Source organism: Thalassospira alkalitolerans, assembly GCF_002115745.1.
Taxonomy (GTDB): domain Bacteria; phylum Pseudomonadota; class Alphaproteobacteria; order Rhodospirillales; family Thalassospiraceae; genus Thalassospira; species Thalassospira alkalitolerans.
This window is the reverse complement of the sequence record NZ_JFKB01000001.1, coordinates 38,978-65,977: the sequence shown is the minus strand read 5'-3', so window position 1 is coordinate 65,977 and position 27,000 is coordinate 38,978. Positions and strand designations below refer to the sequence as shown.

18 protein-coding genes are annotated in these 27,000 nt (G+C 54.0%); 10 read left to right on the top strand and 8 right to left on the bottom strand.

All coding sequences use genetic code 11. From position 1 onward, the window contains the following. The first annotated feature begins 28 nt into the window (after positions 1 to 28). The 7 genes from tsaE to TALK_RS00230 all read left to right on the top strand — a co-directional run bounded on the left by tsaE (position 29) and on the right by TALK_RS00230 (position 10,545). Positions 29 to 505 (top strand): tRNA (adenosine(37)-N6)-threonylcarbamoyltransferase complex ATPase subunit type 1 TsaE, encoded by a 477-nt coding sequence (gene tsaE / locus TALK_RS00260; protein ID WP_085614702.1) that lies wholly within the window; start codon positions 29 to 31, stop codon positions 503 to 505. Further along, positions 502 to 1,602 (top strand): aminoglycoside phosphotransferase family protein, encoded by a 1,101-nt coding sequence (locus tag TALK_RS00255; protein ID WP_245829608.1) that lies wholly within the window; start codon positions 502 to 504, stop codon positions 1,600 to 1,602. Before tsaE ends, TALK_RS00255 begins: the two co-directional genes overlap by 4 nt. Beyond that, positions 1,602 to 2,387, top strand: coding sequence for a nucleotidyltransferase family protein (locus TALK_RS00250; protein WP_085614698.1), 786 nt, complete (start codon positions 1,602 to 1,604; stop codon positions 2,385 to 2,387). The genes TALK_RS00255 and TALK_RS00250 overlap by 1 nt, the downstream gene beginning before the upstream one ends. Next, positions 2,387 to 5,524 carry a double-strand break repair protein AddB gene (gene addB, locus TALK_RS00245; RefSeq protein WP_085614696.1) on the top strand — a complete coding sequence of 1,046 codons (3,138 nt, stop codon included), beginning with the start codon at positions 2,387 to 2,389 and terminating at the stop codon, positions 5,522 to 5,524. Before TALK_RS00250 ends, addB begins: the two co-directional genes overlap by 1 nt. Next, positions 5,521 to 8,985, top strand: a complete 3,465-nt coding sequence (gene addA / locus TALK_RS00240; RefSeq protein WP_085614694.1) for a double-strand break repair helicase AddA — start codon at positions 5,521 to 5,523, stop codon at positions 8,983 to 8,985. The genes addB and addA overlap by 4 nt, the downstream gene beginning before the upstream one ends. Before the next feature lie 125 nt (positions 8,986 to 9,110). Next, entirely contained in the window at positions 9,111 to 9,431 is a 321-nt protein-coding gene (gene trxA, locus TALK_RS00235; protein ID WP_085614693.1) for a thioredoxin TrxA, read from the top strand. Between the two features lie 175 nt (positions 9,432 to 9,606). Beyond that, entirely contained in the window at positions 9,607 to 10,545 is a 939-nt protein-coding gene (locus TALK_RS00230) for a LysR family transcriptional regulator (protein ID WP_085614691.1), read from the top strand. Here the strand turns inward: TALK_RS00230 and TALK_RS00225 are convergent. The 4 genes from TALK_RS00225 to TALK_RS00210 all read right to left on the bottom strand — a co-directional run bounded on the left by TALK_RS00225 (position 10,533) and on the right by TALK_RS00210 (position 16,443). After that, positions 10,533 to 11,906: a lyase family protein gene (locus TALK_RS00225; RefSeq protein ID WP_085614689.1), complete on the bottom strand. Its 1,374-nt coding sequence runs from the start codon at positions 11,904 to 11,906 to the stop codon at positions 10,533 to 10,535. The genes TALK_RS00230 and TALK_RS00225 overlap by 13 nt on opposite strands. Positions 11,907 to 11,971: 65 nt before the next feature. Beyond that, a complete protein-coding gene (dcuC, locus tag TALK_RS00220) occupies positions 11,972 to 13,369 on the bottom strand; it encodes a C4-dicarboxylate transporter DcuC (RefSeq protein WP_085614687.1) in 1,398 nt (465 codons plus the stop codon). A 160-nt stretch (positions 13,370 to 13,529) separates the two neighbouring features. Further along, positions 13,530 to 15,212 (bottom strand): methyl-accepting chemotaxis protein, encoded by a 1,683-nt coding sequence (locus tag TALK_RS00215; RefSeq protein WP_085614685.1) that lies wholly within the window; start codon positions 15,210 to 15,212, stop codon positions 13,530 to 13,532. A 280-nt stretch (positions 15,213 to 15,492) separates the two neighbouring features. Then, positions 15,493 to 16,443, bottom strand: a complete 951-nt coding sequence (locus tag TALK_RS00210; RefSeq protein ID WP_139833677.1) for a hypothetical protein — start codon at positions 16,441 to 16,443, stop codon at positions 15,493 to 15,495. A 77-nt stretch (positions 16,444 to 16,520) separates the two neighbouring features. On the opposite strand from TALK_RS00210, the gene lanM reads away from it, so the two are divergent. Beyond that, positions 16,521 to 19,721 carry a type 2 lanthipeptide synthetase LanM gene (gene lanM / locus TALK_RS00205; RefSeq protein WP_085614681.1) on the top strand — a complete coding sequence of 1,067 codons (3,201 nt, stop codon included), beginning with the start codon at positions 16,521 to 16,523 and terminating at the stop codon, positions 19,719 to 19,721. A 99-nt stretch (positions 19,722 to 19,820) separates the two neighbouring features. Next, positions 19,821 to 20,057, top strand: a complete 237-nt coding sequence (locus TALK_RS00200) for a hypothetical protein (protein ID WP_085614679.1) — start codon at positions 19,821 to 19,823, stop codon at positions 20,055 to 20,057. Between the two features lie 83 nt (positions 20,058 to 20,140). On the opposite strand, the gene TALK_RS00195 is transcribed toward TALK_RS00200, so the two are convergent. Next, the gene (locus TALK_RS00195; RefSeq protein WP_139833676.1) at positions 20,141 to 21,034 is read right to left on the bottom strand and encodes a GNAT family N-acetyltransferase; all 894 of its coding nucleotides are present in this window, start codon (positions 21,032 to 21,034) and stop codon (positions 20,141 to 20,143) included. Positions 21,035 to 21,268: 234 nt separating this feature from the next. Between TALK_RS00195 and TALK_RS00190 the strand changes: the two genes are divergently transcribed. Beyond that, entirely contained in the window at positions 21,269 to 21,493 is a 225-nt protein-coding gene (locus tag TALK_RS00190; RefSeq protein ID WP_085614675.1) for a hypothetical protein, read from the top strand. A gap of 211 nt (positions 21,494 to 21,704) precedes the next feature. On the opposite strand, the gene TALK_RS00185 is transcribed toward TALK_RS00190, so the two are convergent. From TALK_RS00185 to TALK_RS00175, 3 genes are all read right to left on the bottom strand, one after another. Beyond that, the gene (locus TALK_RS00185) at positions 21,705 to 24,200 is read right to left on the bottom strand and encodes a DNA translocase FtsK (RefSeq protein WP_085614673.1); all 2,496 of its coding nucleotides are present in this window, start codon (positions 24,198 to 24,200) and stop codon (positions 21,705 to 21,707) included. A gap of 82 nt (positions 24,201 to 24,282) precedes the next feature. Beyond that, entirely contained in the window at positions 24,283 to 25,494 is a 1,212-nt protein-coding gene (locus TALK_RS00180; protein ID WP_085614671.1) for an aminotransferase class I/II-fold pyridoxal phosphate-dependent enzyme, read from the bottom strand. A gap of 227 nt (positions 25,495 to 25,721) precedes the next feature. Further along, on the bottom strand, positions 25,722 to 26,960 hold the full coding sequence (locus TALK_RS00175) for an ammonium transporter (RefSeq protein ID WP_085614669.1): 1,239 nt from the start codon (positions 26,958 to 26,960) through the stop codon (positions 25,722 to 25,724). Positions 26,961 to 27,000 lie beyond the last annotated feature (40 nt).

Below are 27,000 nucleotides of genomic sequence, written 5' to 3'. Positions count from 1 at the left end.
GGCAGGATATAATTTAACGACGGATATCATGATCAAAACAGTCGCAGTTGGCGATCAAAACGGTACGGAAATCCTTGCAGGGCAACTTGCTGCATGTGCGAAACCCGGCGATGTGATCCTGATGCATGGGACATTGGGGATGGGGAAAAGCGCGTTTTGCCGGGCCTATATCCGCGCGTTTGCCAATAATCCGCATGAAGAAGTCCCAAGTCCGACCTTTACCCTGGTGCAGGTCTATGAACTTGACCCGGTTCCGGTTTGGCATTTTGATCTTTATCGGCTGTCCGATCCCGAAGAAGTTCATGAACTTGATATCGAAGATGCCTTTGCCGATGGTGTCAGTCTGATCGAATGGCCGGATCGGTTGGAATATCTGACGCCGGAAAACCGGCTTGATATTCATATCGAACCCGGATCAAATGTGGATGGTCGGGTGTTTCAGTTGATACCGCACGGCGAAGACTGGGAAAATCGCATCGCCAAACTTGGCGGGGACGGGGCATGAGCATGGTAAGCGATGTCGTTTCATCCCGCGCAGACGCGATCAAGGTTTTTCTGACGACCAATGGCTGGGCCGGGGTGGTGCCGGTTCCGTTGGTTGATGATGCCTCGGCGCGGAAATATTACCGGCTGGATGATGGACGTCAAACCGCGCTTTTGATGGATTTTCCGCCTGACGCGGTCAGTGTCGATCCGCATGGTATTCATGAAAATCCCGAACGTTTGGCATCCGTTGCCCCGGTGATCACAACAACCGCCCTGTTTTTGCAGGCCGGTTGGCGGGTTCCCGTGATTTATGCCAGTGACGTCACACAGGGTTTGGTTCTGATCGAGGATTTTGGTGATCTGACCCTGACGCATGCGCTGGAACTGACCCCAACATCAAAACCGGCCCTTTATCTGCGGGCGGTTGATCAGCTGGTTGCCCTGCATCGTCATTGTGGCGCCGGGATGGAAACCGCGCGGGGGCATTTGGTCCATTACCAACCCGCCAATTTCAAACGCATGCTGGAAAGTTTCAAGACTGATTACCTGCCGCTGATTGTGCCTGCTCCGGCAAAGCGCGTGGCGGCCATTACCGATTTCGATGCCATGCTCGATCGTGTCTTGCCGCAATGCTGGCGGGTGGGGGATGTGATTATCCATCGTGATTATCACGTCGATAACCTGATGCTGGTTGAAAATGACGAGGGCGAGGAAGATTGCGGTATTATCGATTTTCAGGATGCTGCGATTGCACCACGGCCCTATGATCTGGTGTCGCTTTTGCGCGATGTACGTCATGATATCGGCCCGGAATTGGAATCTAGCCTGAAGAATCGGTATTGCGCAGCATTTGACGACCTTGATCGTTCTGATTTCGAAACATCATATGCGGCGTGCAATATGGTCCGGAATTTCAGGATATTGGGCCGATTTGGCTGGTTGGCGATCAAGGCGGGCAAGCGGCGCTATTTTGATTTTATCCCGCATTGCTGGGAATTGATCCTGCGCGATGCCGATCAAAACCTGCCTGAACTGGCCACATGGATTGCAACGTATATCCCGGCCGAGGCCCGGCTTGCTCCGACAATGCTACCGACCGATGAAGGGGCGCAGTGATGAGCGACACCAATTCAAAGCCACGAACCAAAGCCCAGGCAATGGTTCTGGCCGCCGGGTTTGGCAAACGCATGCGCCCGATCACCGATCATATGCCAAAGCCATTGGTGCCGGTTGCGGGCAAGCCAATGCTTGATCATGTGCTGGATAAGCTTGCCCTTGCCGGGTTTGATCAGGCCGTCGTCAATAGTCACTATCTGGGCCAGATGATTGTCGATCATGTTGCAACCCGCATAATGCCAAGGGTTTTGACATCCCCCGAGGAAGACTTGCTTGAAACCGGCGGCGGGGTGAAAAAGGCCCTGCCGATGATGGATGATCAAGCGGTGCTGGTGGCCAATGCCGATGTGTTTTGGACCGAGGGGGCGGAACCGCTTTTTGATCGCCTGACCGAGGCTTTTAATCCCGAGCATATGGATGCACTTTTGGCGATTTATCCGGTCGAGGGGGCATTTGGCTATGACGGGGTGGGGGATTTCTTTTGGCAGGTTGATGGCCGGTTGAAACGTCGCGGCGATGCACCGTCGGCACCCTATTTCTTTACCGGGGTTCAAATCCTGTCGCCGCGTCTGTTTGACAATACCCCCGATGGGGCGTTTTCATCAAATGTGGTCTATGACAAGGCATTGGCAGCGGGACGGTGCTTTGGCCTTGTCCATGACGGGCGGTATTTTCATATCGGTACACCCGGGGCGCTTAAAGACGCCGAACCGGCGATTGCCGATGCATTGGCCGAGGAACAGATCGCCAAATCGGCGGTCTTAGCCAAAGCCGGGGGTGTTTGATGGCGGATCTGTTTGATTACATGGATGCGGCGGATAATTTTGCGGCCCCGGGCGCAACACCAGAAAACTTGTTTTACATTCCACCGGGGCAGGCCTTTGCCGATCTGATTGCCAAACAACTGATTGTCGAAACGGCTGATCAGCCGGTCCGTTTGCCCGATTATGTTTTGATGGTACCCAATCGCCGTTCGGCCAAGGTGATGCGCGATGCGTTTTTGCGCCAATCGAATGGCGCGGTGACGATGTTGCCGACCATTCGTGCGCTGGGCGAGGCCGATGAAGACGAACTGGCGATCTATGGCACCGGTGGTGAGCAGGCTGCCCTTGATTTGCCGCCATCCATTCCGGACTTGCAACGAAAACTGCTGCTGACCCGGCTGATCATGAACCGACCCGATCATAAGGGTGAAAGACCAACCGCGGATCAGGCGGCGCGCCTGGCCGGGGAATTGGCGCGATTTTTGGATCAGGTGCAAACCGAAAACTGTAAATTCGATGATCTTAAGGGGCTGGTGCCCGCCGAGTTCGCCGAGCATTGGCAACTGACCCTTGAATTCCTGCAAATCCTGACCCTGCATTGGCCAGCCATTCTGGAAACCCAACAGGTCAGTGACCGGGCGATGCGTCGCAATGCCCTGATTGCAGCCCAGATTGACCTTTGGCAGGATAACCCACCGCAAACGCCGGTGATCATTGCCGGGTCCACCGGGCCGTTTCCGGCCCTGCGCGATTTGATGAAGGCGGTTTTGGGAATGCCACAGGGGCGTGTGGTTTTACCGGGTTTGATGGCCGGTTTGGGCCGTGATGATTGGCAGGCGATAGGCGAGGACGCGACCCATCCGCAGCATTTGCTGGGTAAGACAATGGGCCATATCGGGCGCGACCCGGCCAGTGTCCTATTGTGGCCTTCAGTCCCCGATGCCGCGCATCATGAAGACGAACGTCGTCGTTTGGCGCGTGAAGCACTTCGCCCGGCTCAGACCACCGATCAATGGCGCCATATTACCAATTTTGCGCCCGATGTTCTGGATGGTGTATTGCGCGTCGATTGTTCCGGTGCGCGTGAAGAGGCTGCAACCATTGCGCTTATGATGCGCGATGCATTGGAAAATCCCGGCAAAACCTGTGCGCTGGTGACACCGGATCGGGGGTTGGCGCGCCGTGTCGCAACCGAGCTGCGCCGGTGGGAGGTCGAAATCGATGATTCGGCCGGTATCCCGTTGCATGATACCGCCCCGGCGATTTATCTGCGCCTTGTGGTGCGCGCGGTGCAAGAACAATTTGCCCCCGTGCCGTTGCTTGAACTTTTAAAGCATCCGCTGAGTGCGGCGGGCCTGCCGCCGGAACAATTCCGCGTTTTGACCCGCCAGATGGAACAATATGTGTTGCGCGGTGCGCGCCCCGGACCGGGGCTTGACGGGCTTCAAACTGCATTGGATGGCTGGCGCGACGAAACGATTGATCGCATTACCGCAAGCGGCGCGGATAACACAGCCCCTCGAATTGAACGTATTCGGGATGATTATGCACGGTTATCGGATCTTATTACACGGTTTAGGGCCTGTTTGGCGCCGTTGCTTGACCTTATGGATGAAAAATCGATCTCGCCGATTGGGGCCTTGCGCAGCCATGTCATGGCCGCCGAGGCACTGGCCGCAAGCGATGTGCAGGATGGGGCCGAACGGCTTTGGCGCGGCGAAGCGGGCGAAGCACTGGCCGATTTTATCCACGAGCTGTTGCAGGCTTTGACGGAATTTGTTGCCATGCCGGGCATTCGATATGCCGCCTTTATTGATGCATTGATGGCCGATCGTGCGGTGCGTCCGCGTTATGGCAAACATCCACGCCTGTTTATCTGGGGCACGGTCGAGGCCCAGATGCAACAAGCCGATCTGACCATTCTGGGTGGTCTGAACGAAGGCGTCTGGCCCCCCGAAGCCGGTGCCGATCCGTGGATGAGCCGCCCGATGCGGCGTAAATTTGGTCTGCCAGCACCGGAGCATCGGGTGGGCCAATCGGCCCATGATTTTCAACAGCTTTTTTGTGCGCCTGATGTGGTGATGACCCGTGCATTGCGGGTTGAAGGTACACCAACCGTGCCGTCACGGTGGTTGTTACGGATTGAAAACATTCTGCGGAAATCGGACGTTCCGATGGAAAAACCCGATGCTCATGCCTGGCGGGAACTTGCCGAAATGTTAGATGAGCCGCGTGATGACATGCGCCGCAAAATTGGCCGCCCCGCGCCAACGCCACCGGTTTCGGCCCGCCCGAACAGGCTTTCAGTGACCCAGATCGAAACGTGGATGCGTGATCCCTATGCGATTTATGCCCGTCATATTTTGGGTTTACGCAAACTGGACGGGGTGGATGAAGACCCCGGTGCGGCCGATTACGGCAATCTGATCCATGATGCGCTGGATCAGTTCATCTCAAAACATCCTGATCATTTGCCAGCTGATGGTGAACATGAGCTGATCATGATTGGCCGCGAAGTTTTCAAACCATTGGCGGCGCGCCCCGGTCTTTGGGCATTTTGGTGGCCGCGCTTTGAACGGATTGCCCGCTGGTTCATCCAGACCGAGGCGGCGCGCCGTGACCATGTGCGCAAATCCTATACCGAACAATCGGGCACCCTTGAAACCGCCACGGGGTTTGAAGTTTATGCCCGTGCGGACCGTATTGATGTTTTGCGCGATGGCGGGGTGGCGATTATCGATTACAAAACCGGTATGCTGCCCAGCCAGACTGATGTTGCCAATGGTTTTGCCCCGCAACTGCCGCTTGAAGCCGCGATTGCGCAAGATGGCGGATTTGGCGATGTACCGGCCGGTCCCCCGGCATCAATGGCGTTTTGGAAACTTTCCGGCGGTGATCCGGCCGGTGAAATCCGCGAAATTGATACCAAACGTATGAAAACTACCCCGGCGGAATTGGCGCGTGATGCGGTGGCGGGGGTTAATGCGCTGGCCAAGGCCTTTGCCGATGAAAATACACCTTATCTAAGTGTTCCACATCCCGATCATGCACCGAAATATTCCGATTACGTTCATCTGGCACGCCTGCGTGAATGGATGGGTAGCGAGGATGTTGGCCCGGATACCGATCAATCTAGCCAAAAGGATGGTGACGCATGACCGAAATTCGCGGAACTGATCCCAATATCTTGCAACGTAATGCGTCTGATCCGATGGCATCTGTCTGGGTGTCGGCATCAGCCGGGGCGGGCAAGACCAAGGTGCTGTCTGACCGGGTGTTGCGCTTGATGCTGTCGGGGACTGAACCTCATCGTATTTTGTGTCTGACCTTTACCAAGGCGGCGGCGGCTGAAATGGCCAACCGTGTTAATGAACGGTTGGGTCACTGGGCCACGATGGAAGATCGTGACCTTCACGACGATCTTTTCAATCTGGCCGGAATCGCGCCAAGTGGCGATGAAACGCGCCGGGCGCGCCGCCTTTTTGCGTCGGTTCTGGATGCGCCGGGCGGGATGAAAATTCAGACCATCCACGCATTTTGCCAGTCATTATTGCGCCGTTTTCCGCTTGAAGCCGGTCTGGCCCCGCATTTTGACATCATGGATGACCGCACCGCGGCCGAAACCATGACCGATGTGCAGGAAGAAGTTCTGGCCTTTGCCCGAAATGGGCGCGATGACGGTTTGGCGGATGCGTTGTCGGTTGTGACCGGGCAGGTCCGCGAAGGCGCCTTTGGTGAAGTCATGGGTGAATTGGCCCGTGAACGCGGCCGGTTGAAACGTATGTTGGCCCATCATGGTGGTGCGGCGCGTATGCGTGACGCGGTCTATGCCGCCCTTGGGGTTCCGGTCGGCCAAAACGAGGATGATGTGCTGCGCAAGGCGCTGTCAGATGACGCCTTTGATCGTGATGGTTTGATGCGCGGGCTTGCCGCGCTTGAAGCCGGGACCAAAACAGATCAGGACCGGGTTCCGGCATTGGCGCAATTCCTTGAAAAAACCAGTATCGAAGATCGGCTGTCCGTTTATAGCGATTATCGTGGCGTATTCTTTACCGCTGCCGGGGAACCGCGCGCAAAACTGATTACGAAAAAGGCCGCCGAAAATCACCCGATGGGGGCCGATGCGCTGGAAGCCGAATGTGCGCGTCTGGTCGAAGTGGATCGGCTGCGCAAGGCGGCGGCAATGGCAGGTGCAACCGCGGCCCTGATCACGATTGGCAATGCGATGCTGGATCGTTATGCCGCCAAAAAGGCCCTGCATGCCCGCCTTGATTATGACGATCTGATCCTGATCAGCCTGCAATTGCTGCAACAACAGGTCGGGATTGCCGGCTGGGTGTTGTTCAAACTTGACGAAGGTCTTGATCATATCCTGATTGACGAGGCACAGGACACCAACCCTGAACAATGGGAAGTGGTACGTATTCTGGCCGAAGAATTTTTTGCCGGTGCCGGGCAACATGATGAAAAACCGCGGACAATCTTTGCCGTTGGGGATGCGAAACAATCTATTTATAGTTTCCAGCGCGCCGATCCGGAAAAATTTGTGCAAATGCGGGCCTATTTCCGCGAACGGGCACGTGAAATCGAAGCCGAATGGCGCGAAGTGCCGATGAATATATCGTTTCGGTCCACGGATGCGGTTTTGGGCACAGTGGATCGTGTTTTTGCCGGACTGATTGCCAAACAGGGTGTCGGGGATGATGGTGCCGACGTCAGTCACAGCCCATTTCGCATCGGGCAGGCCGGGCGGATTGAATTATGGCCCGCGGTCGAGCCACAAGAACGTGCCGCCGAAGACCCGTGGACCCCGCCAACCCGCATTGTGCGTCTTGAAGACCCGGAAATCAGACTGGCGCGTGTGATTGCCGGGCGTATTCGCCATGCGATTGACGCCGGCGAGGAACTGACATCACGTGGCCGTCCGGTACGGGCCGGTGATTTCATGATTTTGGTCCGCCGTCGGACCGCCTTTGTTGATGAAGTGGTTAAGGCGTTAAAGGAACGCAATGTCCCGGTTGCCGGTGTTGACCGTATGCAAATTACCGATCAGTTGGCGGTGATGGATCTGATTGCCTTTGGTCGGTTCCTGTTGATGCCCGAAGATGATTTAACGCTGGCCGAGGTACTTAAAAGCCCGCTGATCGGTTTTGATGATGATCAGTTGTTTGCGATTGCCCATAACCGCCCCAGAACGCTTTGGCTTGCACTGCGTGAAAAGGCGGGTGTGGATGGTGTTGATCGGGCATTTGCCAGGGCCTATGAGTTTTTGTTCAAATGGTTGGGGCGGGTTGATTACGAACGTCCGTTTGAATTGTTTGCCGAACTTTTGGGCGGGCGTGGGGATGATGCGCGTGGTGTGCGGGCGCGACTTGTCGGGCGTCTTGGGATCGAAGCCAATGACCCGATTGATGAGTTTCTTAACCTTGCCATGGGCTATGAAGCCGATCATGCCCCGACCTTGCAGGGCTTTCTGCACTGGTTGATGGCAGGGGACGCCGAAATCAAGCGTGACCTTGAACAAAGCGGGCGTGATGAAGTGCGGATCATGACGGTGCATGGGGCCAAGGGGCTTCAGGCGCCGATTGTGTTTTTGCCCGATACCATGCAGGTCCCAACCCAATCCCCCAACCTGTTCTGGCAGGAAGACCGGGATTTGATGTATTGGCTGCCGCGTGTGGCGTTGGAGACCGAGGTTGTTTCACGTCTGCGCGATGGTATTTCGATCAAACGCGATCAGGAATATAACCGTCTGCTTTATGTTGCGCTGACGCGCGCCGAAGACCGGCTTTATCTTTGCGGCTGGCAGGGCAAGCGCAAGGCACCTGATCATTGTTGGTACAATCTGTGCCAACAGGCGATGGAAGGTTTTGCGCGGCCCGAACCGTTTGATTTTCATCTCTATTCCGGTTCCGGCTGGGATGGGGATGGCTGGGTTTGGGAAACCACACAGCGCGAAGCCCCAAAGCCCGACAAGGTCAAAATCACAAGCGGCCTAGCGGATTTGCCCAAACGCAGGTTGATCCGTGAAACTGCCCCTGTTGAAGCCTTTCCGCCCAAGCCATTGGCGCCAAGCCGCCCGCTAGAAGAAGAACCATCTGTGCAATCACCGCTTGGCGGGGATCAGGGCCAAAGCTTTAAGCGCGGGATCCTTATTCACAAACTGTTGGAACTTTTGCCGGATCTGCCCGATGCTAAACGCCGGGCCGCAGCCGAACGTTTCCTTGCCCAGCCGGTGCATGCGCTGGAAGCGGATCAGCAACGCGAAATCACCGACGAGACAATCGCGATCTTTGAAAATCCGGAATTTGCGCCGGTATTTGATGCCGGATCAAAGGCCGAGGTGCCGCTGGTCGGGATCGTTGGTGGTGACGTTGTTTCGGCCCAGATTGACCGTCTGGTTGTGCGTGAAAACGAGGTCATGATCGTTGATTTTAAAACAAACCGCCCGCCCCCGCGCGATGTTGACGGCACACCGCGTGCCTATCGCCGTCAGATGTCGATCTATCGGGCGGCATTGAACCAGATGTATCCTGACAAACTGATCCGCTGTTACATCCTTTGGACCAATGGTCCCTGGATGGTTGAACTGCCCGATCATTTGCTGCGTGCTGATTGACTGTCGCAAGACCGTAACGCGCGCTTGACGTTTGGGCCGGTGCTGCCTACCTTTGCCTCCATACAGCGGATCGAGGTAAGTGGGGATACCCTAACTTGGCCTCGTAACAATCAGGAACTGATAGTATGACCACGATTAAAGTATCTGATACTTCGTTCGATTCCGACGTTCTGGGTTCCAGTGACCCGGTTTTGGTCGATTTCTGGGCGGAATGGTGCGGCCCGTGCAAACAGATCGCGCCGTATCTGGAAGAAATTGCCGGTGAACTGGGTGGCAAGCTTAAGATCGCCAAGGTGAATATCGATGAAAACCCGAACACTCCGGCGAAATACGGTGTGCGCGGTATCCCGACCCTGATGATCTTTAAGGATGGCGAAGTTGCTGCGATGAAAGTTGGCGCGCTGCCGAAAAGTGCGCTGGTTGAGTGGATCAACCATTCGCTCTGATCACATGGATCGGTGACGATCATTAAAACATCAAAAGGCGGGCTGTGTGATGCAGCCCGCCTTTTTCTTTGCGCGGTTTATTGGGGCGTTTTGTTGGGCTTTTGCTTTGGCCGACGGGCGTAACGCGCTAAAAGATAACGGTGTGATCGGGTTTATGGTGATTTAAGGGGACGGTATGAATCTTAAGGCGTTGCGCCTGTTTCGATTAACAGTCCTGCACGGAACTCTTTCCGGTGCCGCAGCGGCCGCAAATCTAAGCCAATCTTCGGCCAGTCGACTTATCGCAACACTTGAGGCAGAGCTTAAAATACCGCTGTTTGAGCGCATCAATCAGCGTCTTGTCCTGACCCCCGAAGGCGAACGGTTCTTTCAGGAAGCTGGTCATATCCTGAACGGTGTCGAAGAAATTCCCAAGATCGCGCGCGAAATCCGCGAAGATGTTTCTGATACGCTGCGTATCATCACGGTTGGTCCGATTGGCGCGTCATTACTGCCACCGATTATCGACATTCTGCACGACGAAAATCCTGATTTGAAATGCAAGATCGATATCGGAACGCGGGCCGATGTGGAAAATCTTGTCGGATCGCGGCGCTATAACCTTGGCCTGTTATCGCTTCCTGTGCGCAATGCGGTGGTCGAATTGGGGATTGAACCGGTCTTGGAAGCCCGCACACAGGTTTTGTTGCCTGTCGGGCATCCGCTGGCGAAACTGGATTCGATTTCGGCCGACATGCTGGTCGGGGAAAAGTTTGTTTCCCTGCGCGCCAATCAGATTTGGCGCCAGCGTCTGGACCGTGTGTTTGAAAGCATTGGCAAAATCCCCGATATCAGCCTTGAAATCGGGTCGAGCCTGCTGGTGCCGAAATTTGTTGAAAGTGGCTATGGGCTTGGCGTTATGGATTTGATCAACAGCGCGTTTAGCGACCCAACCCGAACGGTGCTTCGCCCGATTGATCCTGAATTCTGGTTGCCATATGCCTGCATCATGCCACCGGCGGGCAAAAACGGTGTCGCCATGCGTTTTATCGAACTTTTGCGTGACTATGTTGCCAAGCGGTGCCGCGATGATATGGCCTATGGTGCGGGTGTTCGCCCGTTTCAGGCAGTATAAGTTTCAAATGCATCGATGTGGCCGCGAAGATACTGCCCCGCGTTTGTTGCACGGTTCGCGCTATCAAGGGCGATGTCGCTGCTGCACCCCGTGTAACCGGTTGGATCAAGCGCTTTTTGCAGGGATTTGATATCGCCATAATATTGCTGAACGGCGGGTTCCCTAAAGAGGGCTTCTTCAAACAATACCCCGTCCTTTTCAGTCATTACGATGGCGTGATGAACGATGTCATGGGCGTTCTGGCGTCCGGTTTCTGTGGCCAGTTCCAACATGATCTTTTCTGACATCAGCGGGGCCGGATTGGCCATAAGGTTGCGTGTCATGCCGATACGATTGGGTTTAATGTGCCGCAATAGCGTTTCCAGCTTGGTCGCAACCCCATAGCCGGAAATCCCGGCGGTATCGATCAAATCGTAAAGCCGGAAATTATACGCCGCATCGCCTTCGTGGCTTGGTCGGCAGGCTTCAAGTGCCGGTGCGGCCATGGAACGCAAACCGGCACTTTCGCTGAGCAGGGCGACAACATATTTCGGGTTTGTTTTGTGCGGCATCGTGCTGCTGCCGACGATATTGGCATTCTGGATTTCACGGACTTCGTCAAATTCATTCGACATCAGGGTGTAAAGCTCGGTGCCTATGCGTTCACAGGCAACGGCAAACAGGCCAAGGGTCGTGATATATTCGCCAAGTCCGTCATTGGCAGCCCGCGAATGGACGTCCGATACGCCAAGGCCAAGTAATTCACCCATGCGGCGCGCCAGATCATATCCCGCCTTGCCATAGCTGTGCATGGCCCCGCTTGCCCCGCCAAATATCAGGGTAAAGGTGCGCTTTTCAACTTCTCTCAGGCGTTCGGCACAGCGCAGGAATTCATCAATCCATCCTGCCACTTTATAGCCAAAGGTAATCGGCAGGGCCTGACGGCGGTTAGTGCGTGAAACGGTTGGCCAATCGGCAGTGTCTTTGGCAAGATCGGCCAAAAGATCCAGACTGTTAGCCAGCCTAGATAACATCATCGCATGTGCCTTGCGCAGTTGCAGGACCTTGCCGGTGATGATGATGTTTTGGGTGGTTGCCCCCCAATGAACATATCCCCCCGCATCGCCATCGCATTTTGCCGCAAGGGCACGAACAATGGTCATGATCGGGGACATGCTTTGTTCGATATCGCGTTCAAGTGCCGCTAAATCAAAGCCATCAATTGCAAGATGACGGCGGATTTCGTCGCTTGCAGCAACGGGGATCATGCCCAGATCCCCCTGTGCCTGTGCCAATGCCCCCTCGACGTTAAGCCAGGACTGCCAAGTTGCCGTTTTGGTAAACAGGTCAATGGTGGTGGCAGGCAGTTTTTTATCGGTCATGTCAATTTGCTCGTATTTGGTGGCGTCAGATAAGGGCAACGGGGCATTGGCACGTATGGTTCAGGTCATGCGGCCGTCAGGAACAGCACATTATAGGTGAACAGCACGATCAATGCGCCGATCAACGGAATGGCGGTTCGTTTGACGATATCAATCGGTGAACATCCCGCAACCTCGGCAACGGCGATAATCACACCCGATACCGGTGACAGGGACCGGGCAATACCGGCGGTAAACTGCAATGGTAAAAGCAGCGATACCGCACCGGCGGTGCTGTTGGCGGTAATTTGCGGTGCCAGATTGGCAAAGGAAAAGAACGCCGCATTGCCAGAACCGGTCATCACCGCGGTAACGGCGACCAGAATACAGGCAACAAACATCATCCCGACAATGCCAAACCCGGCATTTTCCGCCGTTGTGATCATAAAGCTGATGGCGCCGATTGCCTTAAGGCCAGCGGCAAAGAATTCAGCACAGATGATCAGGGAAATGATGCCCGAAAACATGTTGCCCATGCCTTTGAAGAACACCATAAAGCCCTTGAAAACGGCGCGCATGTCATGACGACAGCGGATCATCTCAAGGAACAGACCAAGCAGCGCACCGATAACCATCGCCGTGACAACGCCGATTTCAATGTGATCGATGAACAGTTTTGAAAAGATCAGAATAAGGGTCAGGGGAAGGATCGGCAGCAGGGCATAAAACCCCGGTGCAGTTCTTGTTTCCCCGTCACTGTCGGGATCGCCCATACCTGTGTCGATGCTGCTTGCCAGAACTGTGTGACCATCACGTGCGTCAAAATATTTGGCACTGAAATAAGTCAGAATACAGATCGTCGGAATGATGAAAGCCGCAAGCGGGATCTGATATTGGGCAAAAAACAGCGCCACATCAATATTGGCAGTGCTGGCCGCAAGGTTGGCCGTTCCCGATGCCGGGCCAAGGTCAAGGACCGATGTTGTGCCGATCATGGCCGCCGCAGCGGCCTTGCTGACACCAAGGCGCACCAGCATTGGATAAAGGGTAACCAGAAGCAGCATGGCAAGGCCAGCCGCACTGGGGATAAAGATATTAAGCGCCTGTCCGACCGCATATCCCAGAGCCAGCACAACATAAGGCGCACCGACAAAGGCAAGTGGCCGGGTGCAGATATTCACCATCGCATTGGTGGCGCCGATATGGTCCATATATTTGGCAAAACCACCGGCAGCCATGATGATCAGGCCCAGTCCCGCCAGACGATAGGACATGATGCCGTGAATATGTTCAAAGATGTCAAACCCGATCCAGCCGGTCGGATCGGATTTGCGAAAGACAACATCCTGCGACGGGAAAAAGATGGCCGTGGCAACAAACAGTGCCAGACCCGCCAAAAGCAGAACGGTATGTGGTTGGTATTTTTTGACAATTAGGGTAGCCGCAATCGCCGTAACGGCGATTGCAATCAAAAATTCGATCATTATTTCCTCCCAGACGTTTCCGCGGCCACGATATGGGCGGGGGAAGTCCGGTGTATATTGCTATAACGCGATAAACTGATCGCATTTTTGCATCATCGTAAACATGAAAAAGGCGGGCTGAAAATCAGCCCGCCCCAAAATTATCAAATGGTTTGCCTGATCAGGCCGCTCGGATATCGGCCAGGAATTTGTTGATCTGGTCCAACAGAACATGTGACTTGTCGCTAAGACTTTCAGCCGCATCCCGGACTTCACCCGAAGCCCCGCGTTCGTCTTCGGCCGAATGACGCAGGCCGTTGACATTGCGCGACACTTCTTTGGTGCCGGTCGCGGCCTCGGCGACGTTGCGCGCAATTTCACCGGTTGCGGCGTCCTGTTCGCTGACGGCAGCAGCAATGCCACCGGAGACTTCGTTAAGTTCGTTCATGCGCCCCGAAAGATGTTCGATTGCGCCAAGCGCATTCTGGGTCGATGACTGGATATCGTTGATCTGAGTGGCGATTTCCTCGGTCGCGCGTGTGGTCTGATTGGCAAGGTTTTTGACCTCTGCGGCAACCACGGCAAAGCCTTTGCCAGCTTCGCCCGCCCGGGCGGCTTCGATGGTGGCGTTAAGCGCCAGAAGATTGGTCTGTTCGGCAATCGACTGGATTAGTTCAACGACTTCGCCAATTTTCTCTGATGCACTGCCAAGGGCGGCAAAGATCGTGCTGGCTTCATCGGCTTCTTCGGCACCTGATTGGGCAATCTGCGAACTGCGATTAACCTGAAGGGTGATTTCGTCAATTGCCGCTGCCAGTTGTTCCGCGGCCGAGGCAACGGTATCGACATTGGTTGCGGCTTCTTCGGTGGCGGCGGCAACGGCGGTGGCCTGATCGGTGGTGGCGGCCGATTGATCCATCATATGGCTGGCCGTACCGCGCAATTGGGTAACCGCGGCATTGACGACGGTCAGATTGCCGGTCACTTCGGCTTCGAAACGTTGGATCATGGCATCGATATTCTTTGCCCGATCAAGCTGTGCCTGGCGGTTTTCATGCTGTTCCTGTGCCAGTTTATCGGCCTGAATGCGGTTGGCGCGAAAAATCACCAAGGCCCGTTGTAAATCACCAACTTCATCACGGCGGTCCGAATTTTCGATCTCGATGGCGGTATTGCCATCGGCCAGATGATTGATCGCCGTCGTAATCGATTTCAACGGGCGCGATGTTGAACGTTCAATCATGATACCAAGCGCCGCGATGATCGCCAGCATGGCAAGGGCGACGATGATATTGGTGATGGCACGTTGCCAGAACAGAGTATCGACATCATCAATGTAGATGCCTGTTGCAACGATCCAACCAAACGGGCCGATTTTGGCATAGGAAAGCTTGGGAAATACGCCGTTTTCGCCCGGTTTGTTCCACATGTAGTGAACATAGGCGCCATCGCGTTGACCGGCGGCCTTGGCCAATTCAACAAACAGGGAAACTCCGTTTGGATCCTTGATGTCGCGGCCGGTTGTGCCATTCAGTTTTGGTTGAATCGGATGCGAAACAATCGTTGTATCGGGCTTGATGACAAAGACATAGTTATCCCCGCCATATCGCTGATCATTCAAACTGGCAAGTGCCTGTGCCCGGGCGTCGTCATCGGAAAGCTCGCCGCTTTGGCTTCGTTTCTGATAATGGCTCAGGGTCGAATTGGCCATTTCGACAACATTGCGAAGAGTATTCCTGCGATCATCAAGCATGGTCGCGCGCAGGTTGATCAGGTCAACAGTTGAAATGATCGTAAGGGCAAGAGCAATAAGGACGAGAACAAGGCGCAGTTTTGTCGAAATTGAAAGATTGGACAAACTCATTTTCTTTTCCGAATAAGCAGTTAATGGCGGTGGCGAATTGTTCTTATCATGCATGGCTGAGGGCAGGATGAACAATGAATTTTGCGGTTCTGGTTTTAGGGTTTTTACCGTTCAAAACCTTGCGATATATCAAAATCAACCAAAAGTTGTTTGTTCGGCATGAGGTGGCTTTATGATCTTGTCCCCAAATGGTTGTCCCATCTTGGAACAAGCACGAAAAAGGCAGGCTGAATTTCAGCCCGCCTTTTGTTTAGGTATGATCGCCCCGGATCAGTGGTGATCAAAGTTGAAAAGTGCTGCCAGCCGGGATACGGCGTCCCCAATAGGATATTTCCTGGTCGCGCGTCAGGCCAAAACGTTCAAGCGCTTTCCAGGACGCGGCGTTTGTCGCATCGGCATAGCCGATGATCGGGACATTCCAGCGATCAGCAACATATTGCGCCAGATGCTGTGACATCAAATCCGAAGCACCGCTTCCCCAATGTTTGCGCAGGCTTGCATATTTGGGCGACAGTACTTCTTTACCCAGAAAGCTGCAAAACATGGTGCTTGCAACTTCATCACCGAGTTTCGTGATCAAGATATCATTTGCATCTTTGTCATAATGGCTGCGGATGTGTTCTGCCGTTGTCTTTGTGACCGACGCCCAATTTAAAAAAGCCCGGTTGAGGAGATCGGCGAGTGTTTCAAAAATGTCCGGATGGGCGGCGACGTAGGCATCATCAATAATTAGTGTTTCATAGCCCCTTTTGCGGGCTCGTTCGGCATAGGGAAACTCACCTGGTCTTGGTGGTCCGGGGGCGCGGACGTATCGATAATTGCCGACTATTCTTTCAAATCCGATAGCTTCGAGGTCTTTTCCAATCAGAGGCGCTTCTTCATCTTCGAATATTTTATAGATCGTGTCCTGCTCTGCGGTGTGGCCTTTTTCATCAGACAAGATTTTGCATATTATGTTTGTCAGATCCTGGGGGGCTTTTTCCCGCGTATCGGCAGAGATCATGACAACTATGCTGCGATCGCGATGGGGGCTTCGGGTAAGCGAGATCGCGGCAGTGATTTGGCCAGCACGATCTTCATAGAAAAACTCTGTTCCTTGACGGAGCAGTGCTGCGGGCAGGTCGATTGTGTTGTAGTAGCTGCGCAGTTCTTCTGAAGCAATTTCCATGCGGAATGCGGCAAAGCGTTCAACATTTTCTGGTGTGACCGGTATCAGATCCATGCGCGCCAAAACTTTTCTTGCAGAAGATTTATACTTTAAGCTTTATCTATCAGGGCGTTAATCGGCGCAAAGGTCAAGGGGAACAAATGGAAGTCGATCCGTTTTGGACAACGATTGCCATCAAGGCAGCCACCATTGATGAGAGATTATCGGGAAAATACGCCCCGGTAATGACCGATGTTCCCAATGCTTCCGATCATGTAGGGCCATCGAATGATCAGGTTCAGGAGAATTTGAAAAACTGGTGTGATTACGCCACAAATGGGGATCGGGACCTTTTTGCTAGACGGTTGGCTCGCGATGGTCTGAACGAAGACGATGTGGCCCCGTTTATGGGTGATCTATGTCTGGCTGATGGTGAAGAACTGCCTGAATGGGTGGTGACTGCACGCTGGATATTTGAACGTATCGTTGCGGGTGATAACGCCAAGGCCGAAACCTGCCCGCCCGATATCAGCCAAAAAGTCCCCTTTGCCGATTTTTTCTGGCCTGTTGTGGTGGGGGCGCGTCATCGGACAAAGCGCGATACTTCAAGAAATTTACGGCCAGATGCCCAATCTGACCTTGATCGTATTCTGATTCTGCGCATGGCACAGGTTTATGAACTGACGCTGTTTGAAAGTTTCACCAGCTATCGGCAGGCGGTTGGTGTGTTGGGCACAGAGATTACAGGCAGTGCGCATTACGAAGCCTTTAAAAGTGCATTGCGCAATGGGCCTTTTGCCAATCTGATTGCGGCTCGCCCGGTGATGATCCGGCTTTTGGCGGTGATTGTTGATCAGTGGATTGCAACCAGCAGCGCGTTTGTAAACCGTCTTGAAGCCGATATTGCCGGACTTGTTCGGGAATTTCCTGAATTGTCGGACGGTGGGAAAGTTCAGGCGATTACCGGCGGCATATCCGACCCCCATAATCATGGCAAGATGGTCTTAATCCTGCGGTTTGAGAACGGGGAAAAGATCGTTTACAAGCCCCGCCCGATCACGGCAGAGGCCGCTTGGCGGGGGCTTTCGGACTGGTTTGATCAAGCTTCGGACGATATTCGCCTTGGCGCGGCAAAGGTCTGGCCGCGTGGTGATTACGGCTGGATGCGGTTTGTGAAACAGCAAACCAGCCTGTCATACGATCAGGCGCCGGGCTTTTATCGGGCGGCGGGGCAGTTGCTTGCGATCATGTACTGTCTGAAAGGCAGCGACATGCATCACGAAAACATTCTGCTGGCGGATGGCCGCCCGGTAGTGATTGATCTGGAAACTCTTTTCCAACCGGAATTGCGTCTTCTTCACGGCGCTGCGACGGCCTTGCACGCGCAAGAGTTGGCACAGCATCAGCTTGACGGTGGGGTGTTTGCCGTGGGGCTTCTACCACGGTCCAAACAGGAAGGCGGCTTTTGGATCGATGACGGTGGGCTTGCCTGCGCGAAACCACAAACGGTGCGGGTGCCCAAATTTCGGTCACTCAATCACGATGACATGGTCCGTGAATGGGTTGAAGAAGAAAAATTGCTGTCGGGATTGCCGATCACGATTGCCGGTGAACCTGCTGATATTGCGCTTTATGCGGATGACGTTCTTGCCGGTTTCTCTGATACGATCCGGTTTCTTGATGCCAACAAGGCGGCGTATCTGGCCAAAGGTGGGCCGGTGGACGGGTTTTCTGATGTGTCTATTCGGCATGTCTTGCGTCCGACGGCTTATTATCAAGAACTCGAACGTGCCGCATATATTCCGCAAAATCAGGAAAACGGTTTTGTCTGGAGCCTGAATTTTGAACGCCTGTGCCGACGCTCGCGGTGGGATCTGGAAACCTATTCGGGATGGGTTGTGCATCGTGCAGAACGCACAGCGATGACGCGCCTTGATGTGCCCCTGTTTGTTGGCAAGGCCGATCAGGACGGGGTTTGGGCGGATGGCCTTCTTTTGACGGCTGACCTGACAAAACCGGCTGTTTTGCCAACCATTGCGGACCGGATTGAAAACCTGTCGCAAAGGCTTGCGCAGGATCTGTCGATCATCCGCCAAGCGATACTTGCCAATGTCCCGGCAGATTTGCCACCCCGACGTCCGTGGCCGGATCTTGTTGTGCCAGATGATTTGCCAAAAAGGGTCAGACAAGCCGCCCTTGCTATCGCAACCGACCTTGCGGATCAGGCGATTATATCCGGCGATAGTGCGACATGGCTGATCGCGGATGTGGCCGGGCATGGTAAAGGGCTTGAAGTATCCGTAATGGGGGATGGGCTGTATGGCGGCACTGCCGGGGTCGCGTTGTTTTTTGCGAGCTGTCATGCGGTTGATGGGGCATCAAGATGGCGTGACATGTCTTTTGCGGCCCTTGCCGCCCCGCGTCATGCCGCACGGGAAGGCGGGGGTGATGCATTGCGGACCATTGGTGGCTTTGATGGTCTTGGTGGTTTTGTTTATGTCCTGACACGATGTGCGAAGCTGCTTGATGCGCCGGAACTTCTGGATGAAGCGGTGTCGGTGTCGGCGTATATTGATGGCAACGCGATTGCGTCTGACGGGACGCTTGATGTGATTAGCGGTGTTGCCGGTGCCATTTTGGCACTTCTTGCTCTTTATGATGCGACGGGCAATCAGGCAGTACTGGACCGGGCCATTCAGTGTGGTCGTCATCTTCCGGATGATCCGGCCAATTGGAAAGCTGAAAATATGCCAGCCCTGGCCGGGATGTCACACGGTGCTGCCGGTACGATTTGCGCCCTTTTTAAATTATATCATGCCAGTGGTGAAAAGGCCTTTCTTGTCGCGGCGCAAAAGGGTCTGGATTTTGAGCGTGGTCTGTTTGATCCCGCGATGAATGGATGGCCGGATTTGCGATCCGGGGCGGCCAATCCTGATCCGATTCAGTGGTGTCACGGTGCTGCTGGTGTTGGTTTGGCACGGATGGCAACACTTCATATTTTTGATAATGCGTCTGTTCGGGCCGAGATTGAGATAGCCATCGCATCTGTCATGTCTGTTCCTGATGGCGGGCGAGACAATATTTGTTGTGGACATGCCGGGCGATTGTCGATGTTGGCATATGCGAGGCGTTTGGGGCTTGGTCCCAAAAATCTTGATAATGTTCTGTTGTCACGTATCGCGGCATGGTTGCGGCGCGTCGAGGCTTCTGTTGGCCCGAATGCATCCGACAGGGCTGTGGGGTTGATAGCAAGGGACAAGACGCTTCAAACCGGTCTGATGCAGGGGCTGGCCGGAATTGGTCAAGTTCTTCTTGAAATCGCAGCCCCGGATCAAGTGCCCCCAGTATTAATGCTTGAATAGCCAAGTGCGGGTTGGAATACGATCTGTATTTGTTGACAGCATGATGAAGTTAATGTTCATTCAAAGAGTAATTTTTTACCATATTTCAAGGATATAGACATGGAACAGATGCAAGACACGACACAGGGTTTGATGGATGCATGGATGGCCAGCGGCGGGACTGTGATGGCGTCGAACGTCGTAAAAACCATGAATGATCCTGCGCTGAGTGCGGCCGCTGTTACGGCGAATACAGGTGGTCAGTGCAGTGTTGAGGTGGAATCAATTGATCCTGCGCTGAGTGCGGCTGCTGTGTCGACCGGCCATGCAGGTTTTCCGTGTCGGGCTCCGATGTAGAAAACGGTTCTTTCCGTTAGCTGCGTGAAGACAAGGCAGGCCGATACGGCCTGCCTTTGTTTTTGGCGGGCTATAGAGTGCGATCAGAAATCCAATCGTGAACCTGTCGGGAATGTGCGCTGCCAACTGAAATGTTCCTGAACCGGATATAGTCCAAAACGTTCCATCGCGCGACGGGATGCCGCGTTGCTTTTATCGGCATATGCAATGATGGGGAAGTTCCAGCGTTTGGCAACTTCTTGGATCAGATGTTTGCAAACCAGATCAGTAGCCCCGGTTCCCCAGTGTTTGCGCAGGCATTCCAATTCGGTTACCAGAACTTCCTGATCAAATTTTAGAAAATGTGTGCTGGCGACAAGATCATCCCTCAGCATGCAGATAACAAAACCACTATCAGATTGATGGTAGTATTTTTCCCGTTCCTCAGCGGTTATTTTCGGCATATTGGGGCGTCCGGAAAAAGCCCGCTCATAGACATCCGTTATGCGGGCAAAGATGTCGGGATATTGCGCAATCAGATCATCATCAAGCACCATCGCACGATAGCCAAGCTTTTCTCCCTTGGGGGCATGGGGGAACTCGCCAGCGCGTGACGGGCCTGGATCGCGGATATATTTGATGTTTTCTGAGACCTGTGAAAATCCCATTGCCATCATATCCGCTTCGATGAAGGAAAGCCCGCTTGATGGATAAAGGTGGTAGCGGACTTCTTGGTCAACACCTGACAGGTTTTCAGTTTTAAGCAATTGTATGACAAGGTCGGTCAGATGCTGTGCATCGCGCATTTGCGGATCAATCAATATGTGAACCGATATGCAATCGTCATCACCTACACGTTTGAAGACCGCTGTCGCGATTATGACATCATCTTCAAGCAGGAAATGATGGACCGGGTTGGCAAGAATGATGGACGCCTGATCTGTTCTGGAAAGGTAGCTGGCCGTACTGGCATCGACGATGGAAACTCGAAATGCCAAGTAGTCTGCAATGTTTTCTTTTGTTACTGGAAGGAGGGTTAAAGTCACAAATATTTCCTTTGGGCCTATCGGTAAAATGATGTTCCATCACATGGCATACTGATCATGATATCGACTGCCAAACAATTGTTTTGAAAGTTTGTTTGTCTATAATCAAGATATATTGACTTCGGTATTCAGTTATCGTTCAATCACTACGCAAATATATTCAAGGGTAATTTTAGGATAATGAGCATGGAACGAATGGAAAGCACAACGCATGACCAGATGGCCACGTGGTTGGCTTCTGGCGGTGCTGCTTCAGTCGAATCTGTGATTGCAATGCAGGATCAGGACATGGAATTGCAGGCCGCAATGCTGACGCGCTCACCGCAGACCTGCTACAGCATTGATCGTGAAGACACAGGCCTTTCGGCTGCTGCGGCGACCCATAGTATCGAATGTCGTATTCATTTGTAAGATACGGGCATGTCTGTGCAGTTCTCTGAACTGCTGCTTTGATATGTTTTAGTTATCAGAAAGAGGCGGGCTGAAATTCAGCCTGCCTCTTTCATGATTGGCTGGAACAGCGATAAAAGTGCCGACAACTGAGATATGGCATTCTCAGGTATGTATCTTGGTGGTGAGAGGTCTTTTTTCTTATTCTCGTGACGACCGATGTGCTGATTGATCAATACTCGTACGGCGAACCATCCATATTTTCCATCAGCACCTCGCGTTTACCAACATGGTTGGCACCAGATACGACGCCGTTTTCTTCCATCTGTTCGATGATGCGCGCGGCACGGTTATATCCGATCGACAATTTGCGTTGGATAAAGCTGGTGGATGCCTTCTTTTCGCGCAGGACAATGCCAATCGCCTGATTATACAGATCATCATCCGATCCATTGCCGCCTGATCCGGCATTGCCGCCGCCGGTAAAGGCCGCCAGCGGGTCTTCGTCGGGTTCTTCGGTTACAGTTTCAAGATAGGCCGGATTGCCTTGATCGCGCAGATGTTTGACGATGCTTTCGACTTCTTCATCGGATACGAACGGGCCATGGACACGTTGCAAACGGCCACCCTGACCCATGTAAAGCATATCCCCCTGACCCAAAAGCTGTTCGGCGCCCATTTCACCAAGGATGGTGCGCGAGTCAATTTTTGATGTCACGGAATAGGAAATACGGGTCGGGAAGTTGGCCTTGATCGTGCCGGTGATCACGTCAACCGACGGGCGCTGTGTCGCCATGATCAGGTGCAGGCCGGCGGCACGGGCCATCTGTGCCAGACGCTGGATCGATGCTTCGACATCCTTGCCCGCCACCAGCATCAAATCGGCCATTTCATCGACAATGACGACGATAAACGGCAATGGCTCCATCGGCAGTTCCTGATCTTCAAAGATCGGTTTGCCGGTTTCCGGGTCAAAGCCGGTCTGAACGCGGCGCGTTAGTTGTTCGCCCTTGGCGGCGGCTTCCTTGATGCGTTTGTTATAGCCCGCAATGTTCCGTACGCCGACCTGACTCATGGCGCGATAACGGTCTTCCATTTCGCGCACGGCCCATTTAAGGGCAACAACCGCTTTGTGCGGGTCGGTGACGACCGGGGTCAGAAGATGGGGAATACCATCATAGATCGATAGTTCCAGCATCTTTGGATCGATCATGATGAACCGGCATTCTTCGGGTTTCAGACGATACAGCAATGACAGGATCATTGCGTTCACACCAACCGATTTACCCGAACCGGTCGTCCCGGCAATCAGCAAATGCGGCATTTTCGACAAATCGGCAATTACCGGCGTACCGCCGATATCCTTGCCAAGGCTCATATTTAGTTTGCCGGTGTTTTTTTCGAAATCGCTTGAGGCGAGAATTTCATGCAGATGCACGGTTTCGCGCCGTGAATTTGGCAATTCGATGCCGATCACGTTGCGACCGGGGACCACGGCCACACGGGCGGCGATTGCACTCATGGATCGGGCAATGTCATCGGCCAGACCAATGACGCGTGATGATTTAACGCCTGCTGCGGGTTCCAGTTCATAAAGGGTGACCACCGGACCGGGGCGAACCTGAACAATCTCGCCCTTGACGCCAAAGTCCTGCAGAACGGTTTCAAGCAATCGGGCATTTTGCGCCAGTGCTTCCTGATCGATCTGAGAGGCATCTGCGGGATCGGGTTCATGCAAAAGATCAAGCGGCGGATATCGGTAATCATCAGACCCAAGATCAAATGATGACTGGCGTTGCGCGGTGGCCTTGTCGCTGGGTTGCAGTTTGGCGGCAGGGGCGGCAACGATGTGGATGGGCGGCGCATGGGCGGCATCGTCGTAATCGTCGTCGATATCATCATCGGGATCGTTATTTGATGATCCCGATTGCAACCGGGTGCTGATCGCAGCAGCAAGGCCGGTCTTGGCCTTGTCCATTGACGGTTCCTGACGTGTGCGCGGATTGTGCGCGGCGGTGCGTTCAGCCCCGCGGTCACTCATCTGGCCACCACGGCGTTCGTCAATTGTATTGCCCGGAATGGCGCGGCGGATGCCCGAAATGATGCCGCTTGCGATCCGCAACAAGATCGATCCGACCTTTTGCCATTCCGACAGGTGATAGGCCATGCAGAACATGGTCAAAAACAACCCCAGCACCATCGCCAGCAAGGCAATCAGCGGACGTGCCCCCGGTACGCCAATCATTGCGAAGCCGGATTGAAGTTTCGATAGCAGTAAATCACCGGCAAAGCCGCCAAACCCAACGGTCAGCGGCCAATGCATGCCGGGTGAAATGGCGGCGGCGGATGTGGCAACCAATAACAGCGCCAGCGGCAAAACCAAAAAACGTGCCCACATCCAGCTAAACGGTTTAACGGCAATCAACCGCAATCCCCAGCCAAGGATCAGAACGGTTAAAAGGGCGGATGCCAGACCAAGTGTGCGCAACAACAGATCGGCGGTATAGGCGCCAAATGTACCCAGCGGATTGAAAATCACATCGCGGTCTGCCGCGTGATTAAACGATGGGTCGCCCGGATGGAACCCGATCAACATCATGAAAAGTGTGATTGCCATCGTCACCAGCGCCAGCCCGCAGATTTGCAATCCGCTACGTTTAAGCAGATTGACAAGACTGCCCGGCATGAAGGCGGTGCTGCGTGCTAGAATGTTGGACTGGCTGCTCATCAGGTTATCCGTTGTCGTTTTCGCAGTGGTTGGTCGGCGGTATTTAGTTTTGGGCCGTGTGAATCGGTTCGGTCATTATGGCTTAGCTTTCCAGCGCATCGGCAATTCGTGTCAGGCCGTCACGCGTGGTTTCAAGATCATGGACAAGGGCAATGCGGATAAACCGTTTGCCGGGATTATCGCCATTTTTATCGGTGATTGATAAATAGCTGCCCGGAATGACTTTGACTCCGGCCTTGGTCCAGATTTTGCGGGTTGCGGCCTCGTCATCGCCGACATCAAGCCACAGGAAAAATCCGCCAGCCGGGCGATAGAACCCGAACCGGTTACCAAATATTTCCTGCGCGATATCGATTTTGGCGCGATATAGCTCGCGATTGTCCGATGCATGCGCATCATCGGCCCAAAGTTCGGCCGATGCGGCCATGATCGGCATCGGGATTGTAGCCGAACAATAACTGCGCAGTGCATTGAACCGTTTGATAATCTTGGCATCGCCCGCCACAAAACCGGATCGAAGGCCCGGCGCGCTGGATCGTTTCGAAAGACTGTGGAAAACCAAAACATTGTCCATCTTGCCACCTTGGGTGGCACAGATTTCAAGCGCACCGGTCGGGGCTTCACGGTCATAGATATCGGCGTAACATTCATCCATCGCCAGCACGAAGTCATATTGCCGGGCCAGACCGATGATGCGTTCCAGATAGGCAGGTGATGCAACCGATCCTTGCGGATTGGCAGGCGAACACAGGAAAAACAGACGGCAATCCTTAAGCGTTTCGATATCGATTTGATCAAGGTCGGGCAAAAACCCGTTTTCTGGTCCGGCGGCCAAGGGCACCATTTCTGCATCGTTGAGAACAGCAGCCCCGCAATAGACCTGATAGAACGGATTGGGCAGAAGCACCTTGGGTTTCGGACCGGGCTGATCCTGGGGGATGACGCAGGTCGCAATCAGATAAAGCGCTTCGCGCGTGCCTGCGACGGGCAGGATATGGTCATCGCGATCAATCATGCCGTCCGGCAGATTATAGCGGCGATCAAGCCATCCCTTGATGGCGTCGCGCAATTCCGGGGTGCCGGCACCCGGCGGGTATTTGTGCCAAAGACTGGCATATTTCACCATTGCTTTGGTGATCATCGCGGGCGGTTCGTGCTGCGGCTCGCCAATCGACATCACCAGCGGCGTCTGGCCGGGTTCAAGCCCGTCCAACAGGGCGGCAAGCCGTGGAAACGGATAGGCGGGCAATTGATCAAGGCGCTGGTTAAACATCGGGTTCGGTATTCCGGTCATGAAGGGATCCGTTGCAGATCAACATCTGTCAAAATGCAGGGTTCCGTAAAATATGGGCAATCTTCCCTGACTCTACCCCTAGTCCAAAAATACAAAGAAACATTTAAGGGGGATGGCAAAGACGGTATTTCTGGCATGAAAAAAAGCCCGGAAAGATGCGCTTTCCGGGCTTTTAGCCGTAAATTTTGGCAAAGGATTGGCAATTGCGCATAAAGACCGTGCAAAGATCAGCTGGCGCGAAGATCATCCTCGGGATAGGCACCGATCTTGTGGATCGAGATATCAGCCCCGTCAAATTCGTCTTCTTCGGTCATCCGCAGGCCAATTGTGCGTTTGATTGTGCCATAGACAACAAATCCGGCGATGGCAGCAAAGACCGCCCCGGTTACCGACCCGAAAAGTTGGGCGCCAAATGAAACGCCGCCCATGCCGCCAAGGGCTTCAAGGCCAAAGACACCACAGGCAATCCCGCCCATCAGGCCGCACATGCCATGCAATGGCCAAACGCCCAGAACGTCGTCGATCTTCCATTTCGCCTGACACTTGTTAAAGCCCCAGACAAATAAAACCCCGGCAAACCCGCCCGTGATCAACGCGCCAATCGGGTGCATTACATCCGACCCGGCGCAAACAGCGACCAGACCGGCAAGTGCACCGTTATGGACAAAGCCCGGATCGTTGCGACCGGCAATCAGGGCGGTCAGGATGCCGCCAACCATCGCCATCAGTGAATTGACTGCGACAAGGCCGGTAATACCATTAACAGATTGGGCGGACATGACGTTGAACCCGAACCAACCAACACACAGAACCCACGACCCCAGCGCCAGAAACGGAATGTTGGATGGCGGGATACCGATTAACCCGCCGGTTTTGGTATAGCGCCCACGCCGTACGCCAAGCGACACAACCGCGCCAAGCGCGATCCAGCCACCAATCGCATGAACAACGATTGACCCGGCAAAGTCGTGGAAAGCCACACCAAATATGCCTTCGATCATGTCCTGGAAGCCGAAATTATTGTTCCAGACCATGCCTTCGAACAGGGGATAGAAAATGCCCACCAGAACGGCGGTGGCGATCAGTTGCGGATAGAAACGTGCCCGTTCGGCAATGCCACCGGAAATGATCGCCGGGATGGCGGCGGCAAAAGTCAGCAGGAAGAAGAATTTGACCAGATCATAGCCGCTGGATGCGAACAGATGGTTGCCGTCAACCATGGCTGATCCACTTAGAACAGCAGCATTGCTAAAGAAATCAACGCCATAGGCAACACCATAGCCGATGAAAAAATAGGCAATGGTTGAAACAGCGAAGTCGACGATGATTTTAACCAGGGCGTTGACCTGGTTCTTCTTGCGCACGGTTCCGACTTCTAAAAAGGCAAAGCCGGCATGCATTGCGAGCACCATAATGGCGCCCATCAGGACGAAAAATACGTCCGAGGCGGTTTGGAATGCCTCCATTGGGCGACCCCTGTTTGTTGAATGCGTTTCCTCACGGCCT